We start from the raw sequence: 25,679 nt of genomic DNA, 5'->3' as shown, positions 1-25,679 counted from the left end.
TGTAGTGGGAAGTGAATTAAAGTTACTAAGAGTTCTAAAAGCTTATTTTCCAAAGGTAGTGAGTTATAATAGATTTGTTGAATTAATGGAAAGTAGCTTGATGCCCCTTACTATTTTTTTACATGGCATTACCGATAAAGAAACAGGAATATATTTTGCAGATTCAACAACACTAGATGTTTGTCATATAATCATATAAAAAGAGAAAAAAGGCACAAGGTCTTTAAGGGCATAGCAACAAAAGGCAAAAACTCAATGGGATATTTTTTGGCTTAAAACTTTACTTGATAATTAATAATGAAGGTGAGTTAATGGCTTGTAAAATGACATCTGCAAATGTTAATGATCGTTTTCCTGTAGCAAAGTTAATGAAAAATTGCAAGGTTGGCTATTTGTTGATAAGGGGTATTTAGGACGACCTATTATTAAGCAGCTTAAAAAGCAAGTCGTTGTTTCTGAAATAATTTATAAGGGCGGTTTTTAAAGCTGCTACATGCTTAGGATGTAGACAATTCCGGTTAATTATTCTTTGAATCATTATTTATCATATATAGCCCTCTATTAATTTGAAATATAAAGGAAATTATAACTATCTGTAGAAAGGATATCAACTATTAATTATATAAATCTAGAATAGATTAATAAATTCATAGAATTTACCCTAAACCGCTATACGCTTTTTAGTAGCTTTTCCGTAGTTTCTTGGTGTAACTAAGGGGGTAGCTTTGCCATCTATAACATCTTTTGAAATATGTACATGCATTTTTTTCAGATTGGTAACATTATACATGCTGTCAAGTAGCAGTGTCTCAATTATCGATCTAAGACCTCTAGCTCCGGTTTTTCGTGCCAGCGCTTTCTCGGCTATTCCTTCTAAAGCATCATTATCAATTGATAGTTCAACATCGTCTAACTCAAATAATTTATGATATTGCTTGATAACAGCATTTTTGGGTTGAGTTAAAATTGCCACCAAAGATGCTTTGTCTAGGTCATCTAAAGTTGCTACTACTGGAAGCCTACCGATGAATTCTGGAATTAACCCAAACTTTACTAGATCTTCAATTTCTAATGATTTGAGTATTTCGCTGTGGTTTTTTTCTTGTTTTGATTGGACATTTGCTGCAAAACCAATTGAACTTTGAGCAGTACGGGCATTAATGATATTATCTATCCCCATGAAAGCTCCACCGCATATGAACAAAATATTGGAAGTATCTACTTGAACAAAATCTTGCTGTGGGTGTTTTCTGCCACCTTGGGGGGGAACAGAAGCAATAGTTCCTTCCATGATTTTAAGTAATGCTTGTTGGACTCCTTCACCCGATACATCTCTTGTTATGGAAGGGTTTTCAGATTTTCTAGCGATTTTATCTACTTCATCTATATAAACAATGCCTCGTTGGGCTTTGGCTATATTAAAGTCTGCTGCTTGTAATAATCTTAGCAAGATATTTTCAACATCTTCACCAACATAGCCAGCTTCGGTTAAAGAAGTGGCGTCTGCCATAGTGAAAGGTACATCAAGAATCTTTGCTAAGGTTTGTGCCAAAAGGGTTTTACCAGAGCCAGTAGAACCAATAATTAGGATATTTGATTTATTTAATTCGACATCATTATTACCTGACTCGATATATTCTAATCGTTTATAGTGATTATATACCGCAACTGATAAAACTTTTTTTGCCTGATCTTGACCAATTACGTAATCATTAAGAGTAGAAAAAATTCTGTGTGGTGTTGGAATTAAAGAGGCAACTTGTTTAAGAGTTACTTTAGTCTCTTCTTTTATAATATCACGGCACAGTTCAATACATTCATTACAAATAAATACTGTTGGTCCAGCAATTAATTTTATTACTTCATATTGATTTTTACCACAAAAAGAACAGTTTAATTCTTTTTTTCCAACTTCCCCTGACATGATTCCGCTTTATTTAATTTATGAGTTTAATATAGCTTATATACATCTAATATAGATAAGTTATTTAGGTAAGTCTAATATATTTTCAAGACACGCGAATTTAGGATAAGAATTTGTCAATTCTTATATACTCAAATTCGGTGAAATTATAATTGCTTCGCTTACGCTCGCAATGACGCTGTGGTATAGGTATTTGTAAACTTTCAACAGTTGTGGGGTAACATCGAAGATGCAGAAAGTCTAATAAAGAATTTATCATTTCCTAATTAACAGTTGATATTATGTGTATAATATACTTCTAAAAATTAATAAAGGACAATTATATATGACGCGTTTCCTATACGAGATCAAGACTCTCGACCACTACACTACTTGCAAAGCTAATGACTTAGTCTTACAGTTTACTCCCCCTAATAATACTACTACCCCTAGGTTCTGTTGACAAAAATTTTAACGTAACCATATTAAAGTTCCAACGAAATTTAGAAAAGCTAAGAAAGTGGCTGGAGCCTTATCAAATCTAGAAAATATACGCCTAAAATGTTTGATTTTACCAAATAAGCACTCAATTAAATATCGTTCCTTATAATTATGTTTATCATATTCACGTTGTACTTTACGGTTAGATTTTGGTGGTATAACAATCTCACACCCCTTATTTTCTAAACTTTCTACAAATGCACTACTATCGTATCCTTTATCGGCTATCACAGTCGTATTCTGAACATCTTGAGTAAGATTTCCCGCTTGAGTTATATCATTTCTTTGCCCAGCAGTTAGTATAAACTTTAATGGATTACCAAGGGCATCAACAAGGGCATGAATTTTAGTACTAAAACCACCTCTACTTCTACCTAAAGCCGCTTCTTCTTGATTACCTTTGATATATCCAGATGAGCAAGCATGTGCCCTCACAATAGTTGCATCAATCATAATTGATTCCATATCTGCATCTACTTTAACATAATCCATTAAATCCTCCCATATACCTTTGTCAACCCATCTCTTAAATCTACGATAAATACTGTACCAACAACCATAATCATCAGCTATAAGACGCCATTGGCAACCTGTTCTAACAATAAACCATATTGCTTCAATAAAATGTCTCATTTTTTCTTCATTCTTGTTGTGTATACCATTTCTTTCCTTAAAAAATGATAAAATTACTTCCCATGCTTGTTCTTCTATGTAATACTTCATATTGGTAGTTCCTTTTTTTGATAACTAGAAACTACCATTTCTTCTTACTATGGCAACTTTTTATTCCTCTTGCCTAACTATAATTTTTGTCAACAGAACCTAGTAATGCCTTACAGTTTCCTAATGCTACTGATAATGCCTTACAGCCTTCCTTAACGTCTAATTTAAATGCTACCTTACGGTTCACTGACGAGCAGGATGATCGACCAATATTAGGAGACGACAGCGAAGGCTCTAAAGAATAAACCACAAACCTACCACTTCAAGCTAGGGTAATTTTAAAGTCAGCCTGTAAGGCTAATAGCGTAGTACATTTTTTGTATAATCGTCATCGCGAGACACCTTTAGGTGTCGTGGCGATCTTGTGAAGTAAGGGTTGCTACTTCAAAATATTGCCACGTCGCCGCTTTCAGCGGCTCCTCGCAATGACGTATTTTTTAATAATTCTAAAAAACTTGATTATCGAGTATTAGGCATTTTCTTTTCAAATATTCTCTTTTAGCCAAATTAGAAACTTTTTAAACCAACTAGTATCGTTATTATCATTAATATCAAAATTATTTTTTTGTATTTTTAAAGATTGATTTTTTACCATACCTATAGAAGTGGAGTATATATGGGGATTATAATCTTCAGCAAAACCTAGTAAGACCTCTGGTTTACCAATTCGTACTTGTTTTTCAAAAATTTTGCTTGCCAGTTCTTTTACTCCTCGAAGCATTGCCCCACCGCCGGTAATAACAATGCGATAAGCGATCATATTGCCTGCAACAACTTTGTCATATTCTGCTTGAACCATCAATAATATTTCTTCTACTCTTGGATTAATGACAGATGCAAGATATTTTGAAGTAATTGTTGGTCTACCGCTATCAGGAATCTCCATTTCAGAATCTTCTAAAATAATAACACTATCTTTATCAAAAGAAGATGGCATAGCATTACCATGAAGAATTTTAAGTTTTTCTGCAACATCAAGGCTTACTGAAAAGACTTTTGCTATGTCAGATGTAATATGAAAGCTACCTATATCTATGTAGCTTGTATATAGTAATTTACCTGAGACGAATACACCAAATGAGGTAGTTCTAGCACCCATATCAATTATAATAGAACCAAGAGCTTTTTCATCTTCTGAAAGACAAGCAATTCCCGAAGCGTAAATTGCTAATATAATATTATTTATTTCAACATGACATTTTGCAAAACAATTGGTAATATTCATCAGCATATTAGAATTTGCTGTAATAATATGTAATTCACACCCTAATTCTTTGCCAAACATCCCAACTGGGTCTTCAATAGCATTATTATCGTCAAGAATAAATTCTATAGGAAAATAATGAATAATTTCTCGGTCTTTAAGCTTGAACTCCAATAAGGCTTTTTTGATAAGTTTTTTGATATCTTGCTGTGAAATTGGCTGATTAGAAAGTTTTATTTTATTATTTATGTAATAAGACTTAGTGCCATAGCCTGTTAGTGATATAGTTATTTTTTTTATGTTTTTACCGCAATCTTTTTCTAATGCATAAATCGCCCCGACTATGCTATTTTCTGCCTCTTTTAAATCTAATATGACTCCTGATTTAATGCCTTTTGAGTAATACAGATTTTGGCTTATTATTTTTGCTTCCTCTCTTTTGTCAATATATGCCGCAATGCAAGCTATTTTACTACTACCAAGGTCAAGAGTAACAAAGTTAGACAATTTGGCTTTCATAACTTTTAATATTTTTCCATGTAAACTTTACTCGAATCTCGTAAATCTACAATTTTATAGTTCTGATTAAATAATATATTTTTCATATCCAATCCTGCAAGATAATCTAAAGCATGTTCAAACCTTAAGTCCGGCATTTTAACAGTAATACCTTGTTCTAGATTTAAATCCCAACGTCTTCCTCCATAACGTACAGAAGAGATAATTTTTTTAGCTAATTCAGGGTGTTTAGCTAAATCCTGAATTAATTTGCTAGTATAAATATTAGCATCTGATCCCACAACATGCAAAAGATTAGAGAAACTACCTATATTATTGGTAATTTTATATCCTTCTTGATCAATAAGAAAAACTTGCCCGTTAATCTGCCAAATAGCAATAGGCACTCTCTCAATTAATCTTATGTAAATAGTGTTAGGTAATCTTCTCTCGATAATTGCAACATTTTTAATCCAAGGATTGCGTTCCAAATTATTCTTTATTGCCTCCATATCTAGAGAAAGAATAGGTGTACCCTTATCAGCATTTAAAGTAGCCAATATATCTTCTGCCTTAGTATTATATTGTCCTTCTATTAAAACATTTTCAAGTTTAAATCCAATATCAGAAGTAAATTCGTAAGTATTTTGGATAATTTCTTGTCTTATAGGAGCAAAATAGCTAGTAAAGAAAAATGCAGACAGCAAAACCACTAGGGCAATTTTAATAAAAAATACCACTCTAATATACAACACTGCCAACTTTCGTCGCAGCGGTATATTGGCTTTTTTCTTCTTACTAGACGCTTTATTCCTCTTCATGTGTCAATACATGCTGTTTCTAAAATTCTTTCAACTAGTGTACGGAAATCCATCCCCTGTAAGGCAGCTATTTCTGGTATAATCGATAAGGAAGTCATACCAGGATGGGTGTTAACTTCTAGAGTAAAAAATTCATTCTTGCTTTCATCAAAAATAAACTCCGCTCTAACTACACCTCTACAATTCATGGTTTGATATATTTTTTCCGACTCTTCTAATAATTTATTATACATATTCTGTGGTAGTGGAGCTGGACATAAATGCTCAGCAAATCCATCTGTGTATTTAGTCTTATAATCATAAAAACGCTGTTTCAGGAGTTTTATTTCCAATACCCCTAAAGCTTTGCCGTTTAAAACGGCTACCTGCATTTCTCTCCCCTTAATATATTCTTCAATCATTACCTGATCACCATAAGGAAAATCATAATTAGCAAAGTTAAAATCATCTTCAACAAATATTACTTCAACGCCTATGCTTGATCCTTGGGTGAGAGGTTTTATCACATATGGTCTTGGCATAGGGTCGTTGCTAATATTGTCAGATTTATTAATGACAATACTCTTGGCTATCTTAATATTATTAACAACAAACCATGCTTTTGCATGTGTTTTACTAAATGCTAAAGAAGAAGCAAGAACACCACTATGAGTATAAGGAATTCGTAGGATATTGAGTAATCCAGGCAAACAACCATCTTCACCATAAGTGCCATGTAAACAATTATAAACTATATCAGGCTTTATCTGCAACAATACTGAAGCAATATCTACTCCCATATCTATGAAAGTAACTTTATACCCACTATCTACCAAAGCTTGGTTAACCCCCGAAGACGATACTAAAGAAACTTCTCGCTCAGCCGACATACCGCCACCTACTACTGCCACATGTTTTTTTCCTTTATCGCTTAATATTGTAACCTTAGAATTGGCAATAAAGCTTGTTTGATATTTATGCATATTTCCCTATTCGTTTAATCTCCCATTCTAAACTAATTCCACTATCTTCAAATACCTTTTTTTTAACAAGATCACCTAGATCTTCTAAATCACGAGCAGAGCTATTACCATGGTTTATCATAAAATTACAATGTAGTTGTGACATAGAAGCCCCGCCAATTCTGTATCCCCTCATACCAGCTTTGTCAATTAATTGCCATGCTTTATGATTCTCTGGATTAGCAAATGTACTGCCGCTCGTCCGTTCTTTAATCGGCTGGGTTGCTAGTCTATTTTTATTTATTTCATTCATTTTTTCTAAGATCATATGACTATCTCCTATAGCTGTCTTAAAGATCGCCTTGGTTATAATCAACTCTTGTGGTAAATTATTACCACGATATTTAAAACCTATCTCCTCATTAGGGATTAGGATAAAATTCCCTCTAGAATCTATTGCTTCAATTGCTATAATGATATCTTTAAACTCTGAACCATACGCCCCAGCGTTCATAACCACTCCACCACCTATAGTACCCGGTATACCGCTGAGAAACTCAAAGCCAGTAATTGAATGTACCTGACAAAATTTAGCAAGGTTAAAATTAAGGCAACTACTCCCTACCGATATTTGATTATTCGGCATTAATTCTATATTAGTAAAATTTTGACCAAGTTTTATTACAACTCCCTCTATACCACCATCTCTAATAATAATATTTGATCCAGCCCCTAAAACAGTTATTGGTCTCTGTTGTTGGTTTTGTGCTACAAAATCTGCTAAAGTCATTGAGTCTAATGGTTTAAAAAATATCTCCGCAGGTCCACCAACTTTAAACCAAGTTAGATGACTTAGATTGTAATTATTCCTATATTCACCAAGTAATTCCATAATTATAAAATATCTACTTAATAAATTTGTTAAAATAACGTCATATACTCAGGTAGAACTTCAAGAATTGGCGTTGTCGTGTCTAAAGATCTCCGCTGCTCACGTACTAATGTACGCCTAGCAGCTCGACTTTGCTACTGCCTAGCTCTTTTTGAAGTTATACTATCGTCTACCAACTCTTCATTTACGAGCAGTATATATGGACGAAGTCCATTGATGGGTTTGGACGGAGTCCATGCCATCATTGCGAGGAGCTACTTTAGTAGCGACAAAGCAATCCAAAAAATGACCAAAAATGGATTGCTTCACTGGCTTATGCCTTCTCGCAATGACGTTCTCGCGTAAATTGCTGATGCAAATCATTGGCCCAAGCAGAAATGCTCCCAGCACCCATCATTACTATTATATCATTTGGCATAGCTTCACTAATAATAATTTTAGCTATATCTTTGTGATCCTCGATAAAAGCTGCCATTGGATGAGATTTAGTATTTTTGATTTTATTTACTAAATCTCTTCCCGTTATACCATCTATTGGCTGTTCACCGGCAGCATATATATCTGTAATATACAACTGGTCAGCGTCAGAAAAACAAGTTACAAAATCATCAAATAAATATTTAACTCTTGAATATCTATGTGGTTGAAAGATTGCTATAACCTTACTATTTCGCTTATTAGCAATATTTCTTGCCGTAGCAAGTGTAGCTTTTACTTCCTCCGGATGGTGAGCATAGTCATCAATTATCGTAGCATTGTTATATTCTGCCACTTTAGTGAATCGGCGTTTTATCCCTTTAAAGCTATTAAATCCATTTTTAATAATTTTGATACCAAAATCAAGCTCCACAGCTATCGCGATAGCAGCAAGAGCATTAAGGATATTATGTCTTCCTGGGGTAGGTAAAGTGATTCTCTCGATAGTTGTTACGCCATTTACATTAGGTAAACTAATTCGCACATCAAAAGTTGACGATTCAATATCAGAATCTAAATTAAAGGCTTGTATGTTAGCATCATCCGAGTCTATTCCATAAGTTATGATTCTACGCTCAACTATGTCATTTACTAGTTTTCTAACAGCTTGATGATCAATACAAACAACTGCAAAACCATAAAATGGTAAATTAGTTATAAAACTTCTAAAAGCTTGAATTAAACTATCAAAATCATGGTAAAAATCTAGATGTTCAGGATCGATATTAGTTATTACCGCAACGGTTGCTGGTATGTGAATGAAAGTTGCGTCAGACTCATCGGCTTCGGCTATCAGATAATTCCCAGACCCAAGATAGGCATTAGTAGATTTACTATTAACAATACCACCATTAATTAAAGTTGGACAAAGCCCGGCAGCTTCAAATAAACAAGCAACTAGTGATGTTGTAGTAGTCTTTCCATGCGAACCAGAGATTGCTACAGAACATTTTAGCCTCATTAATTCAGCCAGCATCTCAGCACGCCTAATTATTGGTATCTTTCTATGTAAGGCTTCCTGAATTTCAGGATTATCTTTATTTATAGCTGATGATACCACTACATATGAAACATTAGTGACATTTTGTCCTTGATGACCTAGGAAAACCTTAATACCATTATTTTCTAGTCTTTTGGTATTATAATTTTCTGCTATATCAGACCCTTGCACTTTATATCCGAGATTATGTAGTATTTCGGCAATGCCACTCATACCGATTCCTCCGATACCTATAAAATGTATCGTATCAAGAGTTCCGTTTATTTTTTTTAGTTCTAATAAAAACATTTTAATAATAGTTATAGTTGTTTATCTCTTGCATAATCAGTTTTTAACCAAAGGTCAAGCTTTTAAGAAAAAATTTCGATTGATTTGAGTATATATTCCAAAATCTTGCAATTCATTGAGTATACTCACTAACAATAATCACAGGTCTCTGTGACCAAACCCATTAACTGATCTATTTCAGGTTTTATTTGCGATTCCCAAGTTTTAGCAAATGTGCAATCCATAGGATCAATAAGCAATACTTTTGTTCTTGCTGTAAATTCGTGATCTGCTACAATAATTTCATAAGTCGCTCTCATTTTATTAGAATAATGATTGTACTCATCTACAGTCATTTTTGACTCCCAGCTTTTACTATTACTACATTTAGCCATTATTTGTGATCTAATAAAAGAATTAACACAAATAAATATTATATCAGGAAATTGTACGGTCTTATGAGTAGTTTGCACCTGATCTGTATAATGTTTTTTTACCATCTCCCAACTAAATCCTTGATCTTGACAAACAGCCCCTTGGTATCCCACTACTTCTGGAAACCCTCCTTTACAAAATATGTACTGATTATTTTTTAAAGCAGTACTAATTAGGTTATCATAGATATTACAGCTTGCACTTATATATAATGCTCCACTTACTGTATTGTTAATTTTATCTTCTACTCTATCAAATTGAACAATTTTCTCTCCAAACTCAGTACTTTTGGGATCATCTACAATCGAGATAAGTTCTGGTGCAACCTTTCTTTCTTGTACAAGATACTCTACAGACATTTGTCTATATTCTTTTTTTCCAGCAAAACTCATACCACAAAACATTATATATTTATTCATAGTTATACTAATTGCAATAATTAACATGGTGTATTTATCCAGTCTCTATACATAATTGATTTTACTAAATCTACATTATGAGCAAATTGATTCCAAGCGTAACAAGCCATAGTGACGATATCTTCATATACACCATAACATTGGTTAGACAAGAAATGATTTTTGATCCATTCCCAAACTTGTTCCATTGCATTAAGTTCCGGTGCATAGGGCGGAAGCGGTATCAAAGTGATATTGCTTGGCACAGTTAGTTTTTTGGCTGTGTGCCAACCTGCATTATCCGTTAGTAAAGCTATATGTCGGTTGCCTTGAATACTGCGAGAAAGGTCTTCTAAGAATTTATTCATTGCCTGTGTATTTGCATATGGTAAAATTAATGCAAAAGCTTCTCCTGTATCATGGCAAGCAGCTCCATAAATATATGTTGAAATGAATTGCTGTTGCCGAACTTTACGGGGTCTAGTGCCACGCTTAGCCCATATACGAGTTAAGCTACCTTGTTGCCCAACTCGAGTTTCATCCTGAGACCATATATCAACTTTACATCTATCGATATTTTTTGGTAATAATTCTGTTAGCATGTCTGGGAAGTTTTTTTATATGTATTTTGAGTCTCTTGATTTGACTTTGGATGCATTGAACGAGAAGTAATCCAGCTAAAACCAAGGCGGTGCATAGTATTGTAGACTGTTTTTAAAGTACATTTAGCACCATATTCCTCAAGTAACATGATATGTAGCTCCTTTCCAGTTATATACCCACCAGTTTTACTTTCACTGAGCGTATTGATTTTATCAAAAAGAGCAGACTCTTGTATAGTGTTAATCTTCCTAGGGGCACCGCTTCTTTGTGATTCAAATAATCCTTCAAAACCATGATTCCTAAATCTTCTGAGCCATGATTGCACAGTTTTCCAGTGTGACTTCACTATTTCAGATATGGCTTTAAAAGATTTGCCTAATTGAAGGTAATACATCGCCAATAAACGTATACGATTTCGACCATGCGGCTCATGTTTCATCATTTTTATAAAATCATGACCATGAAAACCTTGCGGTAATATTAACCTAGCCATTTGAGTACCTTTATCAGTTAAAAACCCATTTTACACCACTGCGTTAATTATTGCAATTGGTATAATATCTATTTAAGTGGTAGTTAATAGACTTACTGCATAAGTCAATCTAGTTGGTGATTTTGTCGTCGAAACTCGCCTCCGCTCCTCACGTACGTCTGTGTACGCTGCGGTGCTCGGCTTCGTTTCTCCTAAAAATCCCTCAACTATCTTTGATTTATGCAGCAAGTCTAATGTTTCTTCTCCGATTGCTTGCAATCGATAAAGCTTGCGTATATAATGACCGTATGACCTTTCCAAATATCAATCCTGTTATTTTCTCTATTGGACCATTTAGCGTTTATTGGTACTCCATGGCTTACGTTTTTGGCGTAATATTTGGGTGGTTCTATGCTTATAGAATTATAAAAAGATTCGATGTTAGTGTTACCACGGAAGCCTTCGAAAATTTTATTACTTGGGTTGTTTTAGGCATTGTAATAGGTGCTAGATTAGGTCAGGTAGTACTATATGATCCGATTAAATATTTTTCTAATCCTATTAGCATTTTAAAGACCTATGAGGGTGGTATGTCCTTTCATGGCGGCATTATTGGTATAGCTGTATCTTGCTATTTTTTCTGCCACAAATATAAAATTAAATTCTTTTGCCTAGGTGATATATTAGCTACAGTTGGTCCTATCGGTTTATTTTTAGGTAGAATAGCTAATTTTATTAATGGCGAATTATATGGCAGAGTGACTACAATGCCTTGGGGAATGATCTTTCCAAATAGTGACTTACAAATAAGACATCCTAGCCAACTCTATGAGGCATTTTTTGAAGGAATTATATTATTTTTAATTCTAGCTTATGCTACTTTTAGATATAAAAGCATAAAAATCTATGGTTTGAATTCTGCTATATTTCTAATATTCTATTCGGTGTTTCGAATTATTATAGAAATGTTTCGTGAACCAGAAGATTGTTATACAAGTCTTATTTTTAATAATGTAACTGTAGGGCAAATTTTATCATTACCGATGCTAATAGTAGGAATCTATTTAATAATACGAATTAAATGCCAATCGACTCCAAAATAAGAAAACTTATTGAGCAGAATGGTAGTATTAAGCTTGATGAAATGATGCTTCAAGTAACGTCCGTATCCCCTTCTTCCTATTATCAAAAACAAAACAAATTAGGTTGTTTAGGAGATTTTACCACAGCTCCGGAAATCTCCCAACTTTTTGGTGAAATGATAGCTTTATGGGCTATTGACCAATGGTATAAAATGGATTGTCCTCAAAAAACTAATTTAGTTGAGCTAGGTCCTGGGCAGGGAGTATTAATGCGGGATTTGCTCAATGTTGCTAAATTAGTTCCAGAATTTTACCAATCTCTCTCAATAGAATTAATTGATATTAATCCCCATTTCATCAAGAAACAACAAACAAACCTAAAGATGGCGGGTTTACCTATCAAACACCATACAGCAGTACAATATATCTCTAAAATTCCTTCTATTATAATAGCTAACGAATTTTTTGACGCTATGCCAATCAAGCAATATATTAAAGCTAAAGAACTTTGGTATGAATCAACACTTATTATTGACCCAGCTGATGGTCAAATTAAATTTGATAAAATAGAAGTTAGTAAGGAATTGCAACGTTATCTGCTGCAAGAACACTCAAACGCACGTGATGGGGCAGTGATAGAAGAATCACCTAAATCATTAGAAATTATAAAATTTATCAGCCAGCATATCATGAAATTTGGTGGGGCAAGCTTGGTTATCGATTATGGTTATGATATAGATCCAATAAAAAGGACGCGTAACCAATATAATCCTACCTTACAAGCGATAAAAAATCATAAATATTATCCTCTGCTTGAAACTTTAGGGGAAGCAGATTTATCGGCTCATGTTGACTTTTATGCCTTAAAAACAGTAAGCATCAATATAGGATTAAATGTTTATGGTTCAATAACACAGCGTGACTTTTTGATTAATAATGGTATATTATTACGAAGTAAACTATTGCAAAATAAATTACCTATTATAGAAGCAAATATAATAGCAAAACAAGTTGATAGGCTAATCGCTCCCAACAAAATGGGACTATTGTTTAAAGTATTATGCCTTGTACAGGAGTAAGGTATAATTCCTATAATAACCTCAAGTATTGAAGAAAAAGTATAATTTTTATTATTTAATACCATTTTGCTATTAGTGCTAGCATATATTTAGGATATTATACTAAACACAGAATAAATATAAGAAACAGTTTTGTATGATAGATGATGCTAAAATAGAAAATATAGACTTTGGTAATGCATTATCAGAGCGTTACCTCTCTTATGCCTTATCAACAATTATGTCAAGATCCTTGCCAGACGTTCGTGATGGGTTAAAACCAGTGCATCGCAGATTATTGTATGGCATGCTCCAACTAAAGTTAGAACCGACCTCTGCCCATAAGAAATGTGCAAGAGTTGTCGGTGATGTAATGGGTAAATATCACCCACATAGTGACGTTGCACTGTATGATACATTAGTACGTCTTGCACAAAATTTTTCTCTTAGATATCCACTAATTGATGGACAAGGAAATTTTGGTTCTATTGATGGCGATAACGCTGCAGCTATGCGTTATACGGAATCAAGAATGACAGAAATTTGTACCTTATTAATGTCAGATATAGATCAAGATACTGTAGATTTTCGTGCTACCTATGATGATTCCGATACCGAACCAGTCATTATGCCTGCTATGTTTCCTAATTTATTGGCTAATGGTTCAGAAGGTATAGCAGTTGGAATGGCAACCAGTATACCACCACATAATTTACATGAATTATGTGATGCACTAATATATTTAATTGACCATCCTCAATCAAATGTTAACGATATTTTGCAATTTGTCAAAGGTCCTGACTTTCCAACCGGTGGAATAATTATTGATAGAATAGATTCAATCCGCCTAGCCTATAGCGTAGGGCGTGGTAGCTTTAGAGTAAGAGCAAGATGGGCAAAGGAAGACCTAAGTTATGGTTTATATCAGATAGTAATTACTGAAATACCTTATCAAGTACAAAAATCTAAACTTATCGAACAAATAGCTGTACTGTTAAAAGACAAAAAAATTCCTTTAATAAGCAATATTAGAGATGAATCTACAGAAGATATAAGATTAATTATTGAACCTAGGGATCGTAATTGTGATCCTAATGTAATTATGGAGTCATTATTCAAACTGACAGTTTTAGAAAATAGAATTCAACTTAATATGAATGTCATAGGTTCAAATAATATTCCTAAAGTAGCTAATATATTGGAAATATTGCAGGAGTTTTTATTACACCGACAAAATATTATTACTCGCAGATCTAAATTTCTTATTGGCAAAATTGAACATAGGTTGGAAGTTCTCAAAGGTCTAAGAATAGCTTACTTAAATTTGGATGAAATAATTAAAATTATTCGTGAAGAAGATGAACCTAAACAAGTAATGATAGCTAAGTTTGCTTTAACTGATGTGCAAGTTGAAGCAATTCTTAATACAAGATTGCGATCTTTAAGAAAATTGGAAGAACAAGAAATTATTAACGAGCATAATCTACTCGAAAAAGAACATGCGAATTTACAGAAAATTCTACAAGATCCGAGTGAATTAAAAAAGATAGTTAAGAAAGAAGTTAAAATGGTGCAAACAAAGTTTGGTTTTAGCACTAAATTGGGGTTACGCCGAACTAGTTTTGAAGAAGCTAATATTGTTGCTCAGATTGTTGATATTTCAGCTTTTATAACCAAAGAACCTATCACCATAATTTGTTCCAAAATGGGGTGGATTCGCTCTTTCAAAGGTCATAATAACGATTTATCAACTGTTAAATATAAGGAAGGAGACGCAGAAAATTTTATTCTAGAAGGCTATACTACTGACAAAATTCTTATATTAAGTGCAGCGGGGCGTTTTTTCACTATCCTAGCCGATAATATATTTAAAGGCAAAGGCAATGGAGAATCTATAAAATTGATGATAGATATAGGTAATGAAGAAATAATAAGCATGTTGGTCTATAAGACTACCCAAAAACTTTTATTGGCAAGTAGTATTGGCAAAGGCTTTATCATTGATTCAGATGAGGTAGTAGCACAAACTAAACTCGGTAAGCAAATTATGCAAATTCCTGCAAATCATTCCTGTATTGCTTGTGTGCCTGTAGAAGGTGATTGTATAGCTTGTATAGGTGAGAACCGGAAATTACTAGTATTTAAACTAGACGAAATACCAATAATGAAACGAGGACAAGGGGTAATTCTACAAAAGTTCAAAAATGCTAAACTTATGGATGTCAAGATATTTGATAGTAGTTTAGGACTAAGCTGGAAAGTAGGAGAAAAGATTAGGGTAGAGAAAGATCTTTTACCATTTCTTGGACGACGAGGTTCGGTTGGTAAAATCCCTCCTAGTGGATTCCCTAGAAATAATAAATTTTCTTAAGATGAAAATATATGAATAATTCCTCTAATTATATTAATAGACCTATTACAAAACTAGAGATGAATACTATTAAAAAAAGGTCTAATAATAGCTCAGTTATGGACTATATCCTACTCATGAAGCCAAGAGTTATGGCACTTGTTGTATTTACCAGCTTTTCTGGTCTATGGCTTGCTCCATACCCCATCCATCCATTTATAGCTTGCATCGCTATGCTTTGTATTACACTTGGAGCTGGTAGTAGTGCAGCTATTAACATGTGGTATGATAGGGATATTGATGCGATAATGAAACGTACACAAAATAGACCTCTAGTTATTGGGGTTATAGAACCACAGGACGCTTTAGCTTTTGGCGTGGTTGTGGGGTTCTTTTCAGTTTTTTTGATGGGACTTTGTGTTAATCTACTATCTGCTTTATTGTTACTAATAACCATATTGTATTATGTCTTCATTTATACCATGTGGCTAAAACGTTCAACAATGCAAAATATAGTTATTGGAGGGGTTGCAGGTGCATTGCCTCCTATGATTGGCTGGGCAACAGTAACTAATGAGATTTCACTTTTCTCCTTTTCTTTATTTATGATTATTCTAACCTGGACACCGCCACACTCGTGGGCATTAGCAATCTTTCGCTCAGAAGATTACAAAAATTGTGGTGTTCCGATGATGCCAGTGGTAAAGGGAGAATATTATACTAAAAAGCAAATTCTGACCTATAGTATCATTATGGTTATTACTACATTTACGCCCTTTTTTTTAGGAATAAGTAATCTTGTATATTTAGTAACTGCACTTATACTGGGGCTAATTTTTTTATACTATGCTGCCTCTCTGTTTAGTGATAAAGATCATAAACAAGCTAAAAAACTATTTGCCTATTCGATATTTTATCTTTTTAGTATTTTTTTAATATTGGACTTCTCTCGAAACTAACCGCTTGTGGATAGCAACAGAACAATTTAAAAGCCGGGCTGTTTTTAAAACAGCCCAATTTTAAAATTACCCTGAGCAACTATCCCTCCTACCTCAAAAGCTGTTAATGGCTTTGAAGTAGGAGGAATTAATTTATGGCACTTTATTCACTATTTATGAGAAGCCTTAATAATCGCTATCAGCACACATACCGGCGAGGTGGCAAGTAGATTCTTCAGTAGGGGGCCAAGGAAACAGTATAGGATTCATCTTGAGACTACTACTTTCATATGCTGCTTTCATATCCTGCAATAATACTTGATCGTTTTTTAGAACAGAATAAGCCTCTGAATATAACACATAGTCTTTATACCCACACTGGTGTAACTCCTGTATTTGCTTAGCTAACTGTTTTAATTGCACAGCTATAGCTTCTCTTTTAGCAACATTTGTATGTGGATAACAATTTAGAGCTTGTGCTTTCTGATATACTTTACCAGCTAAACAGACCTTAACTAAGCAATCCCTCTCTGTATTACTATATCCATCTTGAGCAACAGTCTTGGATGCTATAGTAGTCCTATGATTATCAATTTTATAATTATTACATTCATCTTGATAAATAACACGCGTAATAGCTTTACTATAAATTTGTTCAGCCTTTGGTTGATCTAAAGGTAAAAGAACTCCAGCTAAATTTAGCAAAACTATCTGATCATCGGTAGCTTGCCATATATTTGGATCCTTGTCAAGAGCCTTTTTACAAACTATTCTTGCTTTCTCCATTTCATTTGAAGACAAAAGAACGTCAGCAAGAAGCACCAAAATTTTAGAATCCTCTATAGTTGTATATACATCAGAATTCTCTTTAACAGCTTCACTCAAAAGACTTTTTGCCTTATCTTTAGTAGTGTTATAATTTGAATTTTGCCAATTAAGCGACGGAATCAAATGAGCTAACTTATTTAACTCTTTTAAAACCCCTTCGGCAAGAGGCTGAGCTATAGGAGCTGTAGGAGTCTTTTCAGCAACTTCCACAAATGGGATACTGGTATACGCTGGTGGTAGAGATGAAGTAGGAGAAAAGTCACTGGCTTCATCCACTTTAGTATCTTTTGTAGGTGAATCTTTAGGTTTAAGCGCCTCTAATTCAGCTTTGTGTTCAGTTCTAAGTTTCTCTAATTCAGCTTTTAATTCAGCTTCGTGTTTAGCTTTAAGTTCTTCTAACTGTTTAGTATGTACATCAAGAGTTACAACCGTCTTTAACTTAAGGGTAGATTTGTCATATTTCTCTTTATCTCTTTCAACTTCTTTTACAGCTTTCTTTACAGCTTTCTTTACAGGTGTCGTAGCAACTGTTGGATTTGGGTTGTACTTTGAAGCATAGGCAGCAGCTTTGGCAGCAACTTCTTGATCATTAACTTGGTTAAGGTGATTTTGCCATTTTTTAAGGATATCATGAATATCTTGACGTTGTGTAAGATTATTATTTGATTTGTCTTCAAAATACTTCAAAGCTTCCTTTGGATCTTTTATTGTACTAAAGTATAGATCAAATATTTGGAAATTATGGCTATTTTTATTCAAATACTCCATTTTTGTACGAGCTTGGTCATATTTTCCAGTCTTAATTAGTAACTGAACTTCTTCTTTGACCTCTTTTAATAAACTATTGTATTCTTCAGAAATGCTTGGTACTTTTGTTTGTACATCTTTATCAAGATTTGTATATATCTTTACCCATCTTTCTAGTCCTATTATATATTTATCTATATCAGGACCATAATTTTTATACGCATGTAATAAATGTTTATTATGTTCTTGAAACTTACCTGCTCGGAACGCACTAATAGCTTGATACTCGTATGTCTTAAATAATAATTGCTTTGTTTCTTCAGGTTTAAGGATACGATCTTTTTTGATCTCGTCATGTAAAATTTTATATTGAGCCTGAGCCGCAGTATAACTGGATTGTTCGAGAGCCGTACTGATCTTTTGTATATCACCATATTGTTGATTTAAAGCTCCAAGTGCCTCTTGGAAATATTTAAATTTGAGTGCTAAAACAGGTTCAGTACTAGTATCATTAACAGTACTCCTATCTAGACTAGCACTCTTATTTGGACTAGATTTCTTAATATTTCTAAACATAATATCCTCCTGGTATAGTTATTGTTTTATTATTTAATTATTAGCAGTTAGATTTTATATTATCTAAACCTGCTGTCCAACTTCAGTTGGACTACACATAGAGCTGTCATCCGAGTTACGGTGGGAATGACAGCGTTTGTACTACTGGTACTCCAGTATTACATTTTAGTATGTAGAAATAGGCTCTTGCATAACTTCATTCTTGTAAGGTAATCTTATTGTCAAAATTAAGTAAGGAATTATACATATCTTGTTCCACTTATACTCCTTACTTAATTTTTTTCCAAAACTTCCTCTTTCATAATTTAGCGATACAAGACGTCTTTCAGTAGATTAAGACAGGTTTATAGCCAGTAATCAAGTAATATCAAATAACATCACGAAAATTATATTAATAACTCTAATAAATAGTAACTTTTTTGTAACTTATGATATTTTTGCAAATACTTTAAGTTTTTCAGTATAGTTAACCTCAACTATTGATGTAAGACATCGGTTTAATAGCTCCGATGTCATCAACTGTTGAAAGTTAGAAGAGGAAGCGGTTTTAATATAAGGAAAAATGCATTCTTAAAGCGGCTAACGCGACTTATCTTCGAGATGGATAGGATCAAAATTGTGCCATAAAACGAGGTTAGTATGCGGTGTATGGAATAGAAATGGTATAGGTATTTGTAAACTTTCAACAGTTGTGCGTTAGATGCCGTGGCGATCTAGTGAGGTGAGGTGTAATACCAATTGCAATAATTAACGCAGTGGTGTAAAATGGGTTTTTAACTGATAAAGGTACTCAAATGGCTAGGTTAATATTACCGCAAGGTTTTCATGGTCATGATTTTATAAAAATGATGAAACATGAGCCGCATGGTCGAAATCGTATACGTTTATTGGCGATGTATTACCTTCAATTAGGCAAATCTTTTAAAGCCATATCTGAAATAGTGAAGTCACACTGGAAAACTGTGCAATCATGGCTCAGAAGATTTAGGAATCATGGTTTTGAAGGATTATTTGAATCACAAAGAAGCGGTGCCCCTAGGAAGATTAACACTATACAAGAGTCTGCTCTTTTTGATAAAATCAATACGCTCAGTGAAAGTAAAACTGGTGGGTATATAACTGGAAAGGAGCTACATATCATGTTACTTGAGGAATATGGTGCTAAATGTACTTTAAAAACAGTCTACAATACTATGCACCGCCTTGGTTTTAGCTGGATTACTTCTCGTTCAATGCATCCAAAGTCAAATCAAGAGACTCAAAATACATATAAAAAAACTTCCCAGACATGCTAACAGAATTATTACCAAAAAATATCGATAGATGTAAAGTTGATATATGGTCTCAGGATGAAACTCGAGTTGGGCAACAAGGTAGCTTAACTCGTATATGGGCTAAGCGTGGCACTAGACCCCGTAAAGTTCGGCAACAGCAATTCATTTCAACATATATTTATGGAGCTGCTTGCCATGATACAGGAGAAGCTTTTGCATTAATTTTACCATATGCAAATACACAGGCAATGAATAAATTCTTAGAAGACCTTTCTCGCAGTATTCAAGGCAACCGACATATAGCTTTACTAACGGATAATGCAGGTTGGCACACAGCCAAAAAACTAACTGTGCCAAGCAATATCACTTTGATACCGCTTCCGCCCTATGCACCGGAACTTAATGCAATGGAACAAGTTTGGGAATGGATCAAAAATCATTTCTTGTCTAACCAATGTTATGGTGTATATGAAGATATCGTCACTATGGCTTGTTACGCTTGGAATCAATTTGCTCATAATGTAGATTTAGTAAAATCAATTATGTATAGAGACTGGATAAATACACCGTGTTAATTATTGCAATTGGTATAATACTGCATAAAGATTGCCGCTTCACCGCTTTTTCGCGACTCCTCGCAATGACGATCAGCAGCCATTTTAATAGTGGTTATATAAAAAATGTACTATGATATCCTGCACCGAAGCAGGGATGACATTTTTTTAAAGCAGAAGAGTATATCCATCCTCTTAATTTTCTATAGCTAACAAATATCATATTATCAAGTCCTTTATTTGTAATTGAATAGTATTAGACTCTTTCCAACTGTTCATTTTTAATGAACCAATTACAGAAATATTATATGACTTAATATTAAGTAAAATATTTTCTATAGGACTAGATACAGCATTAAAAGCAATAGCAGGAAGTGCTTTAGAGCCAAAAGTTTCCTTAGAAGGAGCAAGCAAACATCTTATATGTTTACCACCGACTATGTCAGCTTTTAATACAAAAAGATTAGAGAATTTAAATATTGGTTCATGATTTCCTTGGCCAAATGGTTCGAGTTTACTTAGCTCATCCATTAGCGGTAAATTTACACTACTTGTAGTAAGTTCCGCATCATATTCCTCACAAATATGGTTATTCTGATTACTCATATCAATCTTAAAGGCGTGATTTAAGAATTCTTGTAACTCTTGTAATTTCTCTTCCAATACTGTAAATCCAGCTGCCATTGCATGTCCCCCGCCAGCTATGATTAAATCTTTAGCCTTGGCATTGATAATTTTACTACCAAAATCAACATTTTTGACAGAACGGCAAGAAGCCTTACCGATTGCATTATTTAAAGCTATAACTGCAACTGGTTTATTAAATTTTTCTTTTAATCTGCCAGCGACAATGCCGATAACACCAGGATGCCACCCTTTACCAACTATAAATAATGAACTATCATTTTCTTGGGTTAAAGCTATTTGAGTAGCTTCCTCTATCATTATCAGCTCTATTACTTTTCGCTCATTATTATGTTTCTCCAACTCCTGTGCAAGTAGATTTGCTTCTATTGCACATTCGGTAGATAAAAGACTAGCACCCAAGGATGATTTACCAACTCTTCCACCGGCATTGATCCTAGGCCCCAAGACAAATCCCAAATGATAACAGTTTGGTTTTTCATTTAAACCAGCAACATCACATAAAGTCTTCATACCTAAATTTTTTCTTTGACCAAGGATTTTTAATCCTTGAGCAACAAAAGCACGATTTAAGTGAATAAGCTTCATTACATCGCATACTGTTCCAAGTGCGACTAAGTCTAAATATTGCATTAAATTTGGTAGAGTATGGCATTTTGAATATACACTATTTTGTATCGAACACGAAGCTATATCGGTAAAGAAATTTTGTTTTTTTAACTCGGATAATAAGGCGGTAGCAAATAAAAATGATACTCCTACAGCTGCTAGGTACTTATATCTACTGGTCTCATCGATACGATTCGGGTTAACAACAGCAACAGCGTCAGGCAATATATCACTACTAATGTGATGATCGATAACTATTACATCAAGCTTTACTTGTGCTGCATATTTTAGAGCCTCATGTGCCATTGCTCCACAATCAACAGTAATAAGTAGCTCAGTAGCATTATCCTTAATTTTCTGCATAGCAGCTGGGGTTGGTCCATACCCTTCAGCAATTCGGTTTGGAACATAAATATCAGCTTCTTGCCCCAAATCTCTAAATATATTCTTAAGTAGTGATGAAGAAGTAGCTCCGTCAACGTCATAATCAGCAAATATACAGATTTTCTGTTTATTTATAATAGCTTCTATAGTCCTATCTACTGCTTTTTGCATATCAAGTAAATGAAAAGGATCTGGCAGTAAATTCTTGAGCTTAGGTGATAAAAAATCTATAGCTTGTGACAAGTTCTCTAAGCGAGGAAATAGAACCCGTGCTAGAAAATCACTGATTCCTACAGAACGACAAAGTTCTGAAACATCATCCTCGTTTACTGATCGCTGTTGCCAAATTTTTCCATTTACTGAACGTTTGGGTTCTAGTGGTACTATCATGTAAGGCAACCCTATTTTAAAAAATTAGTTTCTTTAATTTATAAACCAACTCTAAAGCTTGTCTAGGAGAGAGTTGATCGGGATCGATTTTATTAATTTCTTCTTCTAACTTATTAAATTTTATTTCTTTTTTACTCTCTATTGGTAAGTCAAATAAACTTAAATTGTTTGATTCAGTGTTTAATATATTTTTGCTTTTGTACGTTGCGGTTTTTTCTAATTTTGTTAAAATGTCATTCGCCCTAATTATAACAGATTTTGGTAGGCCCGCTAAGTAGGCTACATGAATTCCATAAGATTTATCAGCCATCCCTGCTATAATATTATGCAAAAATAATATTTCTTTCCCTAATTCCTCAATAGCCACCGTATAATTTTGCAAGGCTGGCAAAAAATTACTCATGCTGGTTAATTCATGATAATGCGTGGCAAATAAACATCGACATTTGAGATTATCATGAATATATTCCAACACCGCGAAAGCAATTGATACACCATCATAGGTGGAAGTTCCACGACCAACCTCATCTAATATGACTAAAGAATTTTTAGTAGATTGTGCTAAAATAGCTGATGTTTCAAGCATTTCCACCATAAAAGTTGATTGACCTGCTTGTAAATCATCCCCTGCACCTATCCTACTAAATATCTTGTCTACAATACCTATTTTGGCACTTTTAGCCGGCACAAAACTACCAATTTGAGCTAATATGGCTATTAGGGCATTTTGCCGTAAAAAAGTACTTTTACCTGACATATTAGGTCCAGTAATTAACCAAATTCTATTAGCTTCCGATAAAGTACAGTTATTGTGAATAAAGCTTTTTTTATCATTTGATAAACTTTGCTCAACGACTGGATGCCGCCCTTCAATAATCTCAAAACTCAAATCATTGCTTAATCTAGGCTTGACATAATTATATTCATCAGCAATATAAGCAAAATTACAAAATACATCAAGCTGACTCAAGGAATAGCTAAGTAATCGTAAGAATATAGCTTTATCAATAACTTGCTGGCATATTTTTTTATATAATTCTAGTTCAAGATTAATCGCTAAACTCCTAGCGTTGACCATATCGCTTTCTAACTTTTGTAATTCAATAGTAGTATAGCGACTAGCATTAGAAGTTGTTTGCCGGTGAATAAATTTTGATGCGTACATTTTATCACTATGTCTTAGGGTAACTTCAATAAATAACCCAAGTACATTATTATGAGATATTTTTAGGGTGTCGATGCCAGTATCAAGACGATATACATTCTTTAATTTTTCTACATGGGCTTTGCCATTGTTAATTAAGTCATATAATTCTTGTATTTTAGGATGATAATGATGATTTATTATCCCACCTTCATTGATAGTATTAGGTGCATCCTCTCTAATTGCTTGATCTATTAATGAATATAACTGTTCATCTCCAGATAGAGGTTTAATTAACTTCTCTATATAATCTAGCAAATTTAGCCCATAATGGGAAATAAACTCTCCTTTTATTTCCAGTGCAGCATTTAACGTATATTTAATATTTAGCAGATCTCGCCCGCAGCCACGATTCATGGTAATTCTAGCCAAACAACGTTCTAAATCCCCAGTTTTCTTGAGTAACTTTTTAATATTTCCTACTAGTTCAATATTTGAATAAAAAAATTCTGTGATATTTTGTCGATAATTTATTTCATCAATATCTATTAGTGGTGTAGATAAAAAGTGATATAATAAACGACTACCAGCCTTAGTAACTGTGTGATCAATAGTGGCCAGTAAACTACCCTTGGTTTTTCCTAATAAATTATTAGTAATTTCCAAATTCCGCCGAGTCGCCGAATCAATAATCATAAAATTATGGTAATTGACCAACCGAGGCAAAGGTAGCGAAGGTATATTTCGCTTTTGCGTTAGTGATAAATATTCTAAGATACTACCAATACTACTTATTTGACATTCAGATATTTCGCCTATGGCTTTTAGATCATTGATTTTATAAAAATCTAAAATGATTTTATGGCATTTTTTAGGAGCAAAAAAACTATCAACTTGATACGAGACACGGAAATGTAATTGCTGCTGAATACTATTAGCTAATTGTCCTCCTTGCAAATTTTCGCTAAGTAAAATCTCTTTAGGCTTAAGACGTGATAGTTCGTTGATAATCTCATTCTGCGGAATCTCTATAACTGAAATTTCTGAAGTAGAGATGTCAACGTAACAAATTGATGCTCCGTTTTTTAGTAAAACTAAACTTGCCAAATAATTAGGTTCACAAACATCAATTAAAGATTCCTCAGTAACAGTACCTGGAGTGATGATACGCGTTACATCCCTATTTACTACAGCTTTATAGCCACCGCGTTTCTTTGCCTCTTCCGGTGTTTCTAGTTGATCACAAATAGCAACTTTGTAATTTTCTTCAATTAATTTATTTAAATATGTCTCAAGAGCATGATGGGGTACTCCGCACATAGCAATCTCAGAGTCTCCATTAGACCCTCTTTTGGTAAGAGCAATACCTAAAACTTGGCTGGCAAGAACTGCATCATCAAAAAACATTTCATAAAAATCACCCATTCTAAACAATAGAAGACAATCAAGATTGGCAAATTTGATGTCTAAATATTGTTGCATCATCTTTGTTGATTGATCATAATTATATTTATGGCGAAATTCTTCTAAAGACATGGATAAAGTCATGGATATATTTTAGTTGTTTGAATTAGATTTGAGTATATACTCAGGTATACCCGATGAATTTCAAGAGTTGGCTAGGCGTAGTCAAACCGTTGTTCCTACGCGAAGTCCCATCGTGCCACAACGCCAACACTTGAAAGGCGAAGGGTATAGAACTTCAAGAATTAAGGTCATCGTACCCTAAATATCACAGCACAGCTAGCTCTTCTTGAAGTTATTATCGTCTACCCACTCTTGAAATTATATACTCTTCTGCTTTGAAGAATTGTTTTTTGAAAATATCATGGATTCGCATGCGTAATTATACTATATGTACACCTAGCATGCTCACCATTCATTTTCAAATCCAATTCTTCAAATCATTTGAGTATAGCAGTATATGTTTAGATTCAAAAGAGCTTTTGATTTTAATTGATTAGG

The 25,679-nt window shown here is 33.8% G+C and carries 21 protein-coding genes and 1 pseudogene; 9 read left to right on the top strand and 13 right to left on the bottom strand.

Annotation, left to right across the window (positions count from 1 at the left end):
* Positions 1–4: 4 nt before the first annotated feature.
* Together AAHM80_RS04795 and AAHM80_RS04790 are read left to right on the top strand one after the other, a co-directional pair.
* Positions 5–199 carry a hypothetical protein gene (locus tag AAHM80_RS04795; RefSeq protein WP_342259439.1) on the top strand — a complete coding sequence of 65 codons (195 nt, stop codon included), beginning with the start codon at positions 5–7 and terminating at the stop codon, positions 197–199.
* Positions 181–413, top strand: a pseudogene (locus tag AAHM80_RS04790) (transposase). The gene AAHM80_RS04795 and the pseudogene AAHM80_RS04790 overlap by 19 nt, the downstream one beginning before the upstream one ends.
* Positions 414–661: 248 nt before the next feature.
* Here AAHM80_RS04790 and clpX read toward each other — a convergent pair.
* Together clpX and AAHM80_RS04780 are read right to left on the bottom strand one after the other, a co-directional pair.
* On the bottom strand, positions 662–1,924 hold the full coding sequence (gene clpX / locus AAHM80_RS04785) for an ATP-dependent Clp protease ATP-binding subunit ClpX (RefSeq protein ID WP_342259438.1): 1,263 nt from the start codon (positions 1,922–1,924) through the stop codon (positions 662–664).
* 450 nt (positions 1,925–2,374) lie between these two features.
* Entirely contained in the window at positions 2,375–3,127 is a 753-nt protein-coding gene (locus AAHM80_RS04780; protein WP_342259437.1) for an IS5 family transposase, read from the bottom strand.
* Positions 3,128–3,213: 86 nt separating this feature from the next.
* Between AAHM80_RS04780 and AAHM80_RS04775 the strand changes: the two genes are divergently transcribed.
* Positions 3,214–3,372 carry a hypothetical protein gene (locus AAHM80_RS04775; RefSeq protein ID WP_342259436.1) on the top strand — a complete coding sequence of 53 codons (159 nt, stop codon included), beginning with the start codon at positions 3,214–3,216 and terminating at the stop codon, positions 3,370–3,372.
* Positions 3,373–3,611: 239 nt separating this feature from the next.
* On the opposite strand, the gene ftsA is transcribed toward AAHM80_RS04775, so the two are convergent.
* From ftsA to AAHM80_RS04735, 8 genes are all read right to left on the bottom strand, one after another.
* Entirely contained in the window at positions 3,612–4,850 is a 1,239-nt protein-coding gene (gene ftsA, locus AAHM80_RS04770) for a cell division protein FtsA (RefSeq protein WP_342259435.1), read from the bottom strand.
* Positions 4,851–4,855: 5 nt separating this feature from the next.
* Positions 4,856–5,650 carry a cell division protein FtsQ/DivIB gene (locus AAHM80_RS04765; protein WP_342259434.1) on the bottom strand — a complete coding sequence of 265 codons (795 nt, stop codon included), beginning with the start codon at positions 5,648–5,650 and terminating at the stop codon, positions 4,856–4,858.
* Entirely contained in the window at positions 5,647–6,612 is a 966-nt protein-coding gene (locus AAHM80_RS04760; RefSeq protein WP_342259433.1) for a D-alanine--D-alanine ligase, read from the bottom strand. The genes AAHM80_RS04765 and AAHM80_RS04760 overlap by 4 nt, the downstream gene beginning before the upstream one ends.
* Complete coding sequence (gene murB / locus AAHM80_RS04755) at positions 6,605–7,483, bottom strand: UDP-N-acetylmuramate dehydrogenase (RefSeq protein ID WP_342259432.1); 879 nt, start codon at positions 7,481–7,483, stop codon at positions 6,605–6,607. The genes AAHM80_RS04760 and murB overlap by 8 nt, the downstream gene beginning before the upstream one ends.
* 313 nt (positions 7,484–7,796) lie before the next feature.
* Positions 7,797–9,248 carry a UDP-N-acetylmuramate--L-alanine ligase gene (gene murC / locus AAHM80_RS04750; RefSeq protein WP_342259431.1) on the bottom strand — a complete coding sequence of 484 codons (1,452 nt, stop codon included), beginning with the start codon at positions 9,246–9,248 and terminating at the stop codon, positions 7,797–7,799.
* Positions 9,249–9,376: 128 nt separating this feature from the next.
* On the bottom strand, positions 9,377–10,108 hold the full coding sequence (locus AAHM80_RS04745) for a hypothetical protein (protein ID WP_342259430.1): 732 nt from the start codon (positions 10,106–10,108) through the stop codon (positions 9,377–9,379).
* A complete protein-coding gene (locus tag AAHM80_RS04740) occupies positions 10,102–10,662 on the bottom strand; it encodes an IS630 family transposase (RefSeq protein ID WP_342259384.1) in 561 nt (186 codons plus the stop codon). Before AAHM80_RS04740 ends, AAHM80_RS04745 begins: the two co-directional genes overlap by 7 nt.
* The gene (locus AAHM80_RS04735; RefSeq protein ID WP_342259385.1) at positions 10,656–11,156 is read right to left on the bottom strand and encodes a helix-turn-helix domain-containing protein; all 501 of its coding nucleotides are present in this window, start codon (positions 11,154–11,156) and stop codon (positions 10,656–10,658) included. The genes AAHM80_RS04740 and AAHM80_RS04735 overlap by 7 nt, the downstream gene beginning before the upstream one ends.
* A gap of 287 nt (positions 11,157–11,443) precedes the next feature.
* Here AAHM80_RS04735 and lgt point away from each other — a divergent pair, with 287 nt between their 5' ends.
* The 4 genes from lgt (at position 11,444) to cyoE (ending at position 16,584) form a co-directional block, all read left to right on the top strand.
* Positions 11,444–12,238, top strand: a complete 795-nt coding sequence (lgt, locus tag AAHM80_RS04730) for a prolipoprotein diacylglyceryl transferase (RefSeq protein ID WP_342259429.1) — start codon at positions 11,444–11,446, stop codon at positions 12,236–12,238.
* A complete protein-coding gene (locus AAHM80_RS04725; protein WP_342259428.1) occupies positions 12,217–13,296 on the top strand; it encodes a class I SAM-dependent methyltransferase in 1,080 nt (359 codons plus the stop codon). Before lgt ends, AAHM80_RS04725 begins: the two co-directional genes overlap by 22 nt.
* A gap of 139 nt (positions 13,297–13,435) precedes the next feature.
* Complete coding sequence (parC, locus tag AAHM80_RS04720; protein WP_342260426.1) at positions 13,436–15,646, top strand: DNA topoisomerase IV subunit A; 2,211 nt, start codon at positions 13,436–13,438, stop codon at positions 15,644–15,646.
* Between the two features lie 59 nt (positions 15,647–15,705).
* Positions 15,706–16,584, top strand: coding sequence for a heme o synthase (gene cyoE / locus AAHM80_RS04715; protein ID WP_342260425.1), 879 nt, complete (start codon positions 15,706–15,708; stop codon positions 16,582–16,584).
* Positions 16,585–16,749: 165 nt separating this feature from the next.
* Here cyoE and AAHM80_RS04710 read toward each other — a convergent pair whose 3' ends face one another.
* Positions 16,750–18,714 carry a hypothetical protein gene (locus AAHM80_RS04710; RefSeq protein WP_342259427.1) on the bottom strand — a complete coding sequence of 655 codons (1,965 nt, stop codon included), beginning with the start codon at positions 18,712–18,714 and terminating at the stop codon, positions 16,750–16,752.
* Positions 18,715–19,508: 794 nt separating this feature from the next.
* Between AAHM80_RS04710 and AAHM80_RS04705 the strand changes: the two genes are divergently transcribed.
* Both AAHM80_RS04705 and AAHM80_RS04700 read left to right on the top strand, forming a co-directional pair.
* Complete coding sequence (locus tag AAHM80_RS04705) at positions 19,509–20,009, top strand: helix-turn-helix domain-containing protein (protein ID WP_342259385.1); 501 nt, start codon at positions 19,509–19,511, stop codon at positions 20,007–20,009.
* Positions 20,003–20,563, top strand: coding sequence for an IS630 family transposase (locus AAHM80_RS04700; protein WP_342259384.1), 561 nt, complete (start codon positions 20,003–20,005; stop codon positions 20,561–20,563). The genes AAHM80_RS04705 and AAHM80_RS04700 overlap by 7 nt, the downstream gene beginning before the upstream one ends.
* Positions 20,564–20,761: 198 nt before the next feature.
* Here AAHM80_RS04700 and recJ read toward each other — a convergent pair whose 3' ends face one another.
* Positions 20,762–22,570 (bottom strand): single-stranded-DNA-specific exonuclease RecJ, encoded by a 1,809-nt coding sequence (gene recJ / locus AAHM80_RS04695; protein ID WP_342259426.1) that lies wholly within the window; start codon positions 22,568–22,570, stop codon positions 20,762–20,764.
* Positions 22,571–22,586: 16 nt separating this feature from the next.
* Positions 22,587–25,262 carry a DNA mismatch repair protein MutS gene (gene mutS / locus AAHM80_RS04690; RefSeq protein WP_342259425.1) on the bottom strand — a complete coding sequence of 892 codons (2,676 nt, stop codon included), beginning with the start codon at positions 25,260–25,262 and terminating at the stop codon, positions 22,587–22,589.
* Positions 25,263–25,679 lie beyond the last annotated feature (417 nt).

It is taken from the genome of Candidatus Tisiphia endosymbiont of Metellina segmentata (genome assembly GCF_964030715.1).
In the GTDB taxonomy this organism is placed as follows: domain Bacteria; phylum Pseudomonadota; class Alphaproteobacteria; order Rickettsiales; family Rickettsiaceae; genus Tisiphia.
Note: the sequence above shows the minus strand (reverse complement) of the source record. Positions and strands in the feature narration are given on the sequence as shown.

What these genes read in the sequence shown, in the direction of transcription:
- AAHM80_RS04710 (WP_342259427.1), bottom strand. Translation starts at nt 18,714, where the DNA reads ATGTTTAGAAATATTAAGAAATCTAGTCCAAATAAGAGTGCTAGTCTA.
- AAHM80_RS04725 (WP_342259428.1), top strand. Translation starts at nt 12,217, where the DNA reads ATGCCAATCGACTCCAAAATAAGAAAACTTATTGAGCAGAATGGTAGT.
- cyoE (WP_342260425.1), top strand. Translation starts at nt 15,706, where the DNA reads ATGAATACTATTAAAAAAAGGTCTAATAATAGCTCAGTTATGGACTAT.
- recJ (WP_342259426.1), bottom strand. Translation starts at nt 22,570, where the DNA reads ATGATAGTACCACTAGAACCCAAACGTTCAGTAAATGGAAAAATTTGG.
- ftsA (WP_342259435.1), bottom strand. Translation starts at nt 4,850, where the DNA reads ATGAAAGCCAAATTGTCTAACTTTGTTACTCTTGACCTTGGTAGTAGT.
- mutS (WP_342259425.1), bottom strand. Translation starts at nt 25,262, where the DNA reads ATGACTTTATCCATGTCTTTAGAAGAATTTCGCCATAAATATAATTAT.
- AAHM80_RS04740 (WP_342259384.1), bottom strand. Translation starts at nt 10,662, where the DNA reads ATGCTAACAGAATTATTACCAAAAAATATCGATAGATGTAAAGTTGAT.
- AAHM80_RS04745 (WP_342259430.1), bottom strand. Translation starts at nt 10,108, where the DNA reads ATGTTAATTATTGCAATTAGTATAACTATGAATAAATATATAATGTTT.
- AAHM80_RS04735 (WP_342259385.1), bottom strand. Translation starts at nt 11,156, where the DNA reads ATGGCTAGGTTAATATTACCGCAAGGTTTTCATGGTCATGATTTTATA.
- AAHM80_RS04705 (WP_342259385.1), top strand. Translation starts at nt 19,509, where the DNA reads ATGGCTAGGTTAATATTACCGCAAGGTTTTCATGGTCATGATTTTATA.
- murB (WP_342259432.1), bottom strand. Translation starts at nt 7,483, where the DNA reads ATGGAATTACTTGGTGAATATAGGAATAATTACAATCTAAGTCATCTA.
- AAHM80_RS04780 (WP_342259437.1), bottom strand. Translation starts at nt 3,127, where the DNA reads ATGAAGTATTACATAGAAGAACAAGCATGGGAAGTAATTTTATCATTT.
- murC (WP_342259431.1), bottom strand. Translation starts at nt 9,248, where the DNA reads ATGTTTTTATTAGAACTAAAAAAAATAAACGGAACTCTTGATACGATA.
- lgt (WP_342259429.1), top strand. Translation starts at nt 11,444, where the DNA reads ATGACCTTTCCAAATATCAATCCTGTTATTTTCTCTATTGGACCATTT.
- clpX (WP_342259438.1), bottom strand. Translation starts at nt 1,924, where the DNA reads ATGTCAGGGGAAGTTGGAAAAAAAGAATTAAACTGTTCTTTTTGTGGT.
- AAHM80_RS04760 (WP_342259433.1), bottom strand. Translation starts at nt 6,612, where the DNA reads ATGCATAAATATCAAACAAGCTTTATTGCCAATTCTAAGGTTACAATA.
- AAHM80_RS04765 (WP_342259434.1), bottom strand. Translation starts at nt 5,650, where the DNA reads ATGAAGAGGAATAAAGCGTCTAGTAAGAAGAAAAAAGCCAATATACCG.
- AAHM80_RS04700 (WP_342259384.1), top strand. Translation starts at nt 20,003, where the DNA reads ATGCTAACAGAATTATTACCAAAAAATATCGATAGATGTAAAGTTGAT.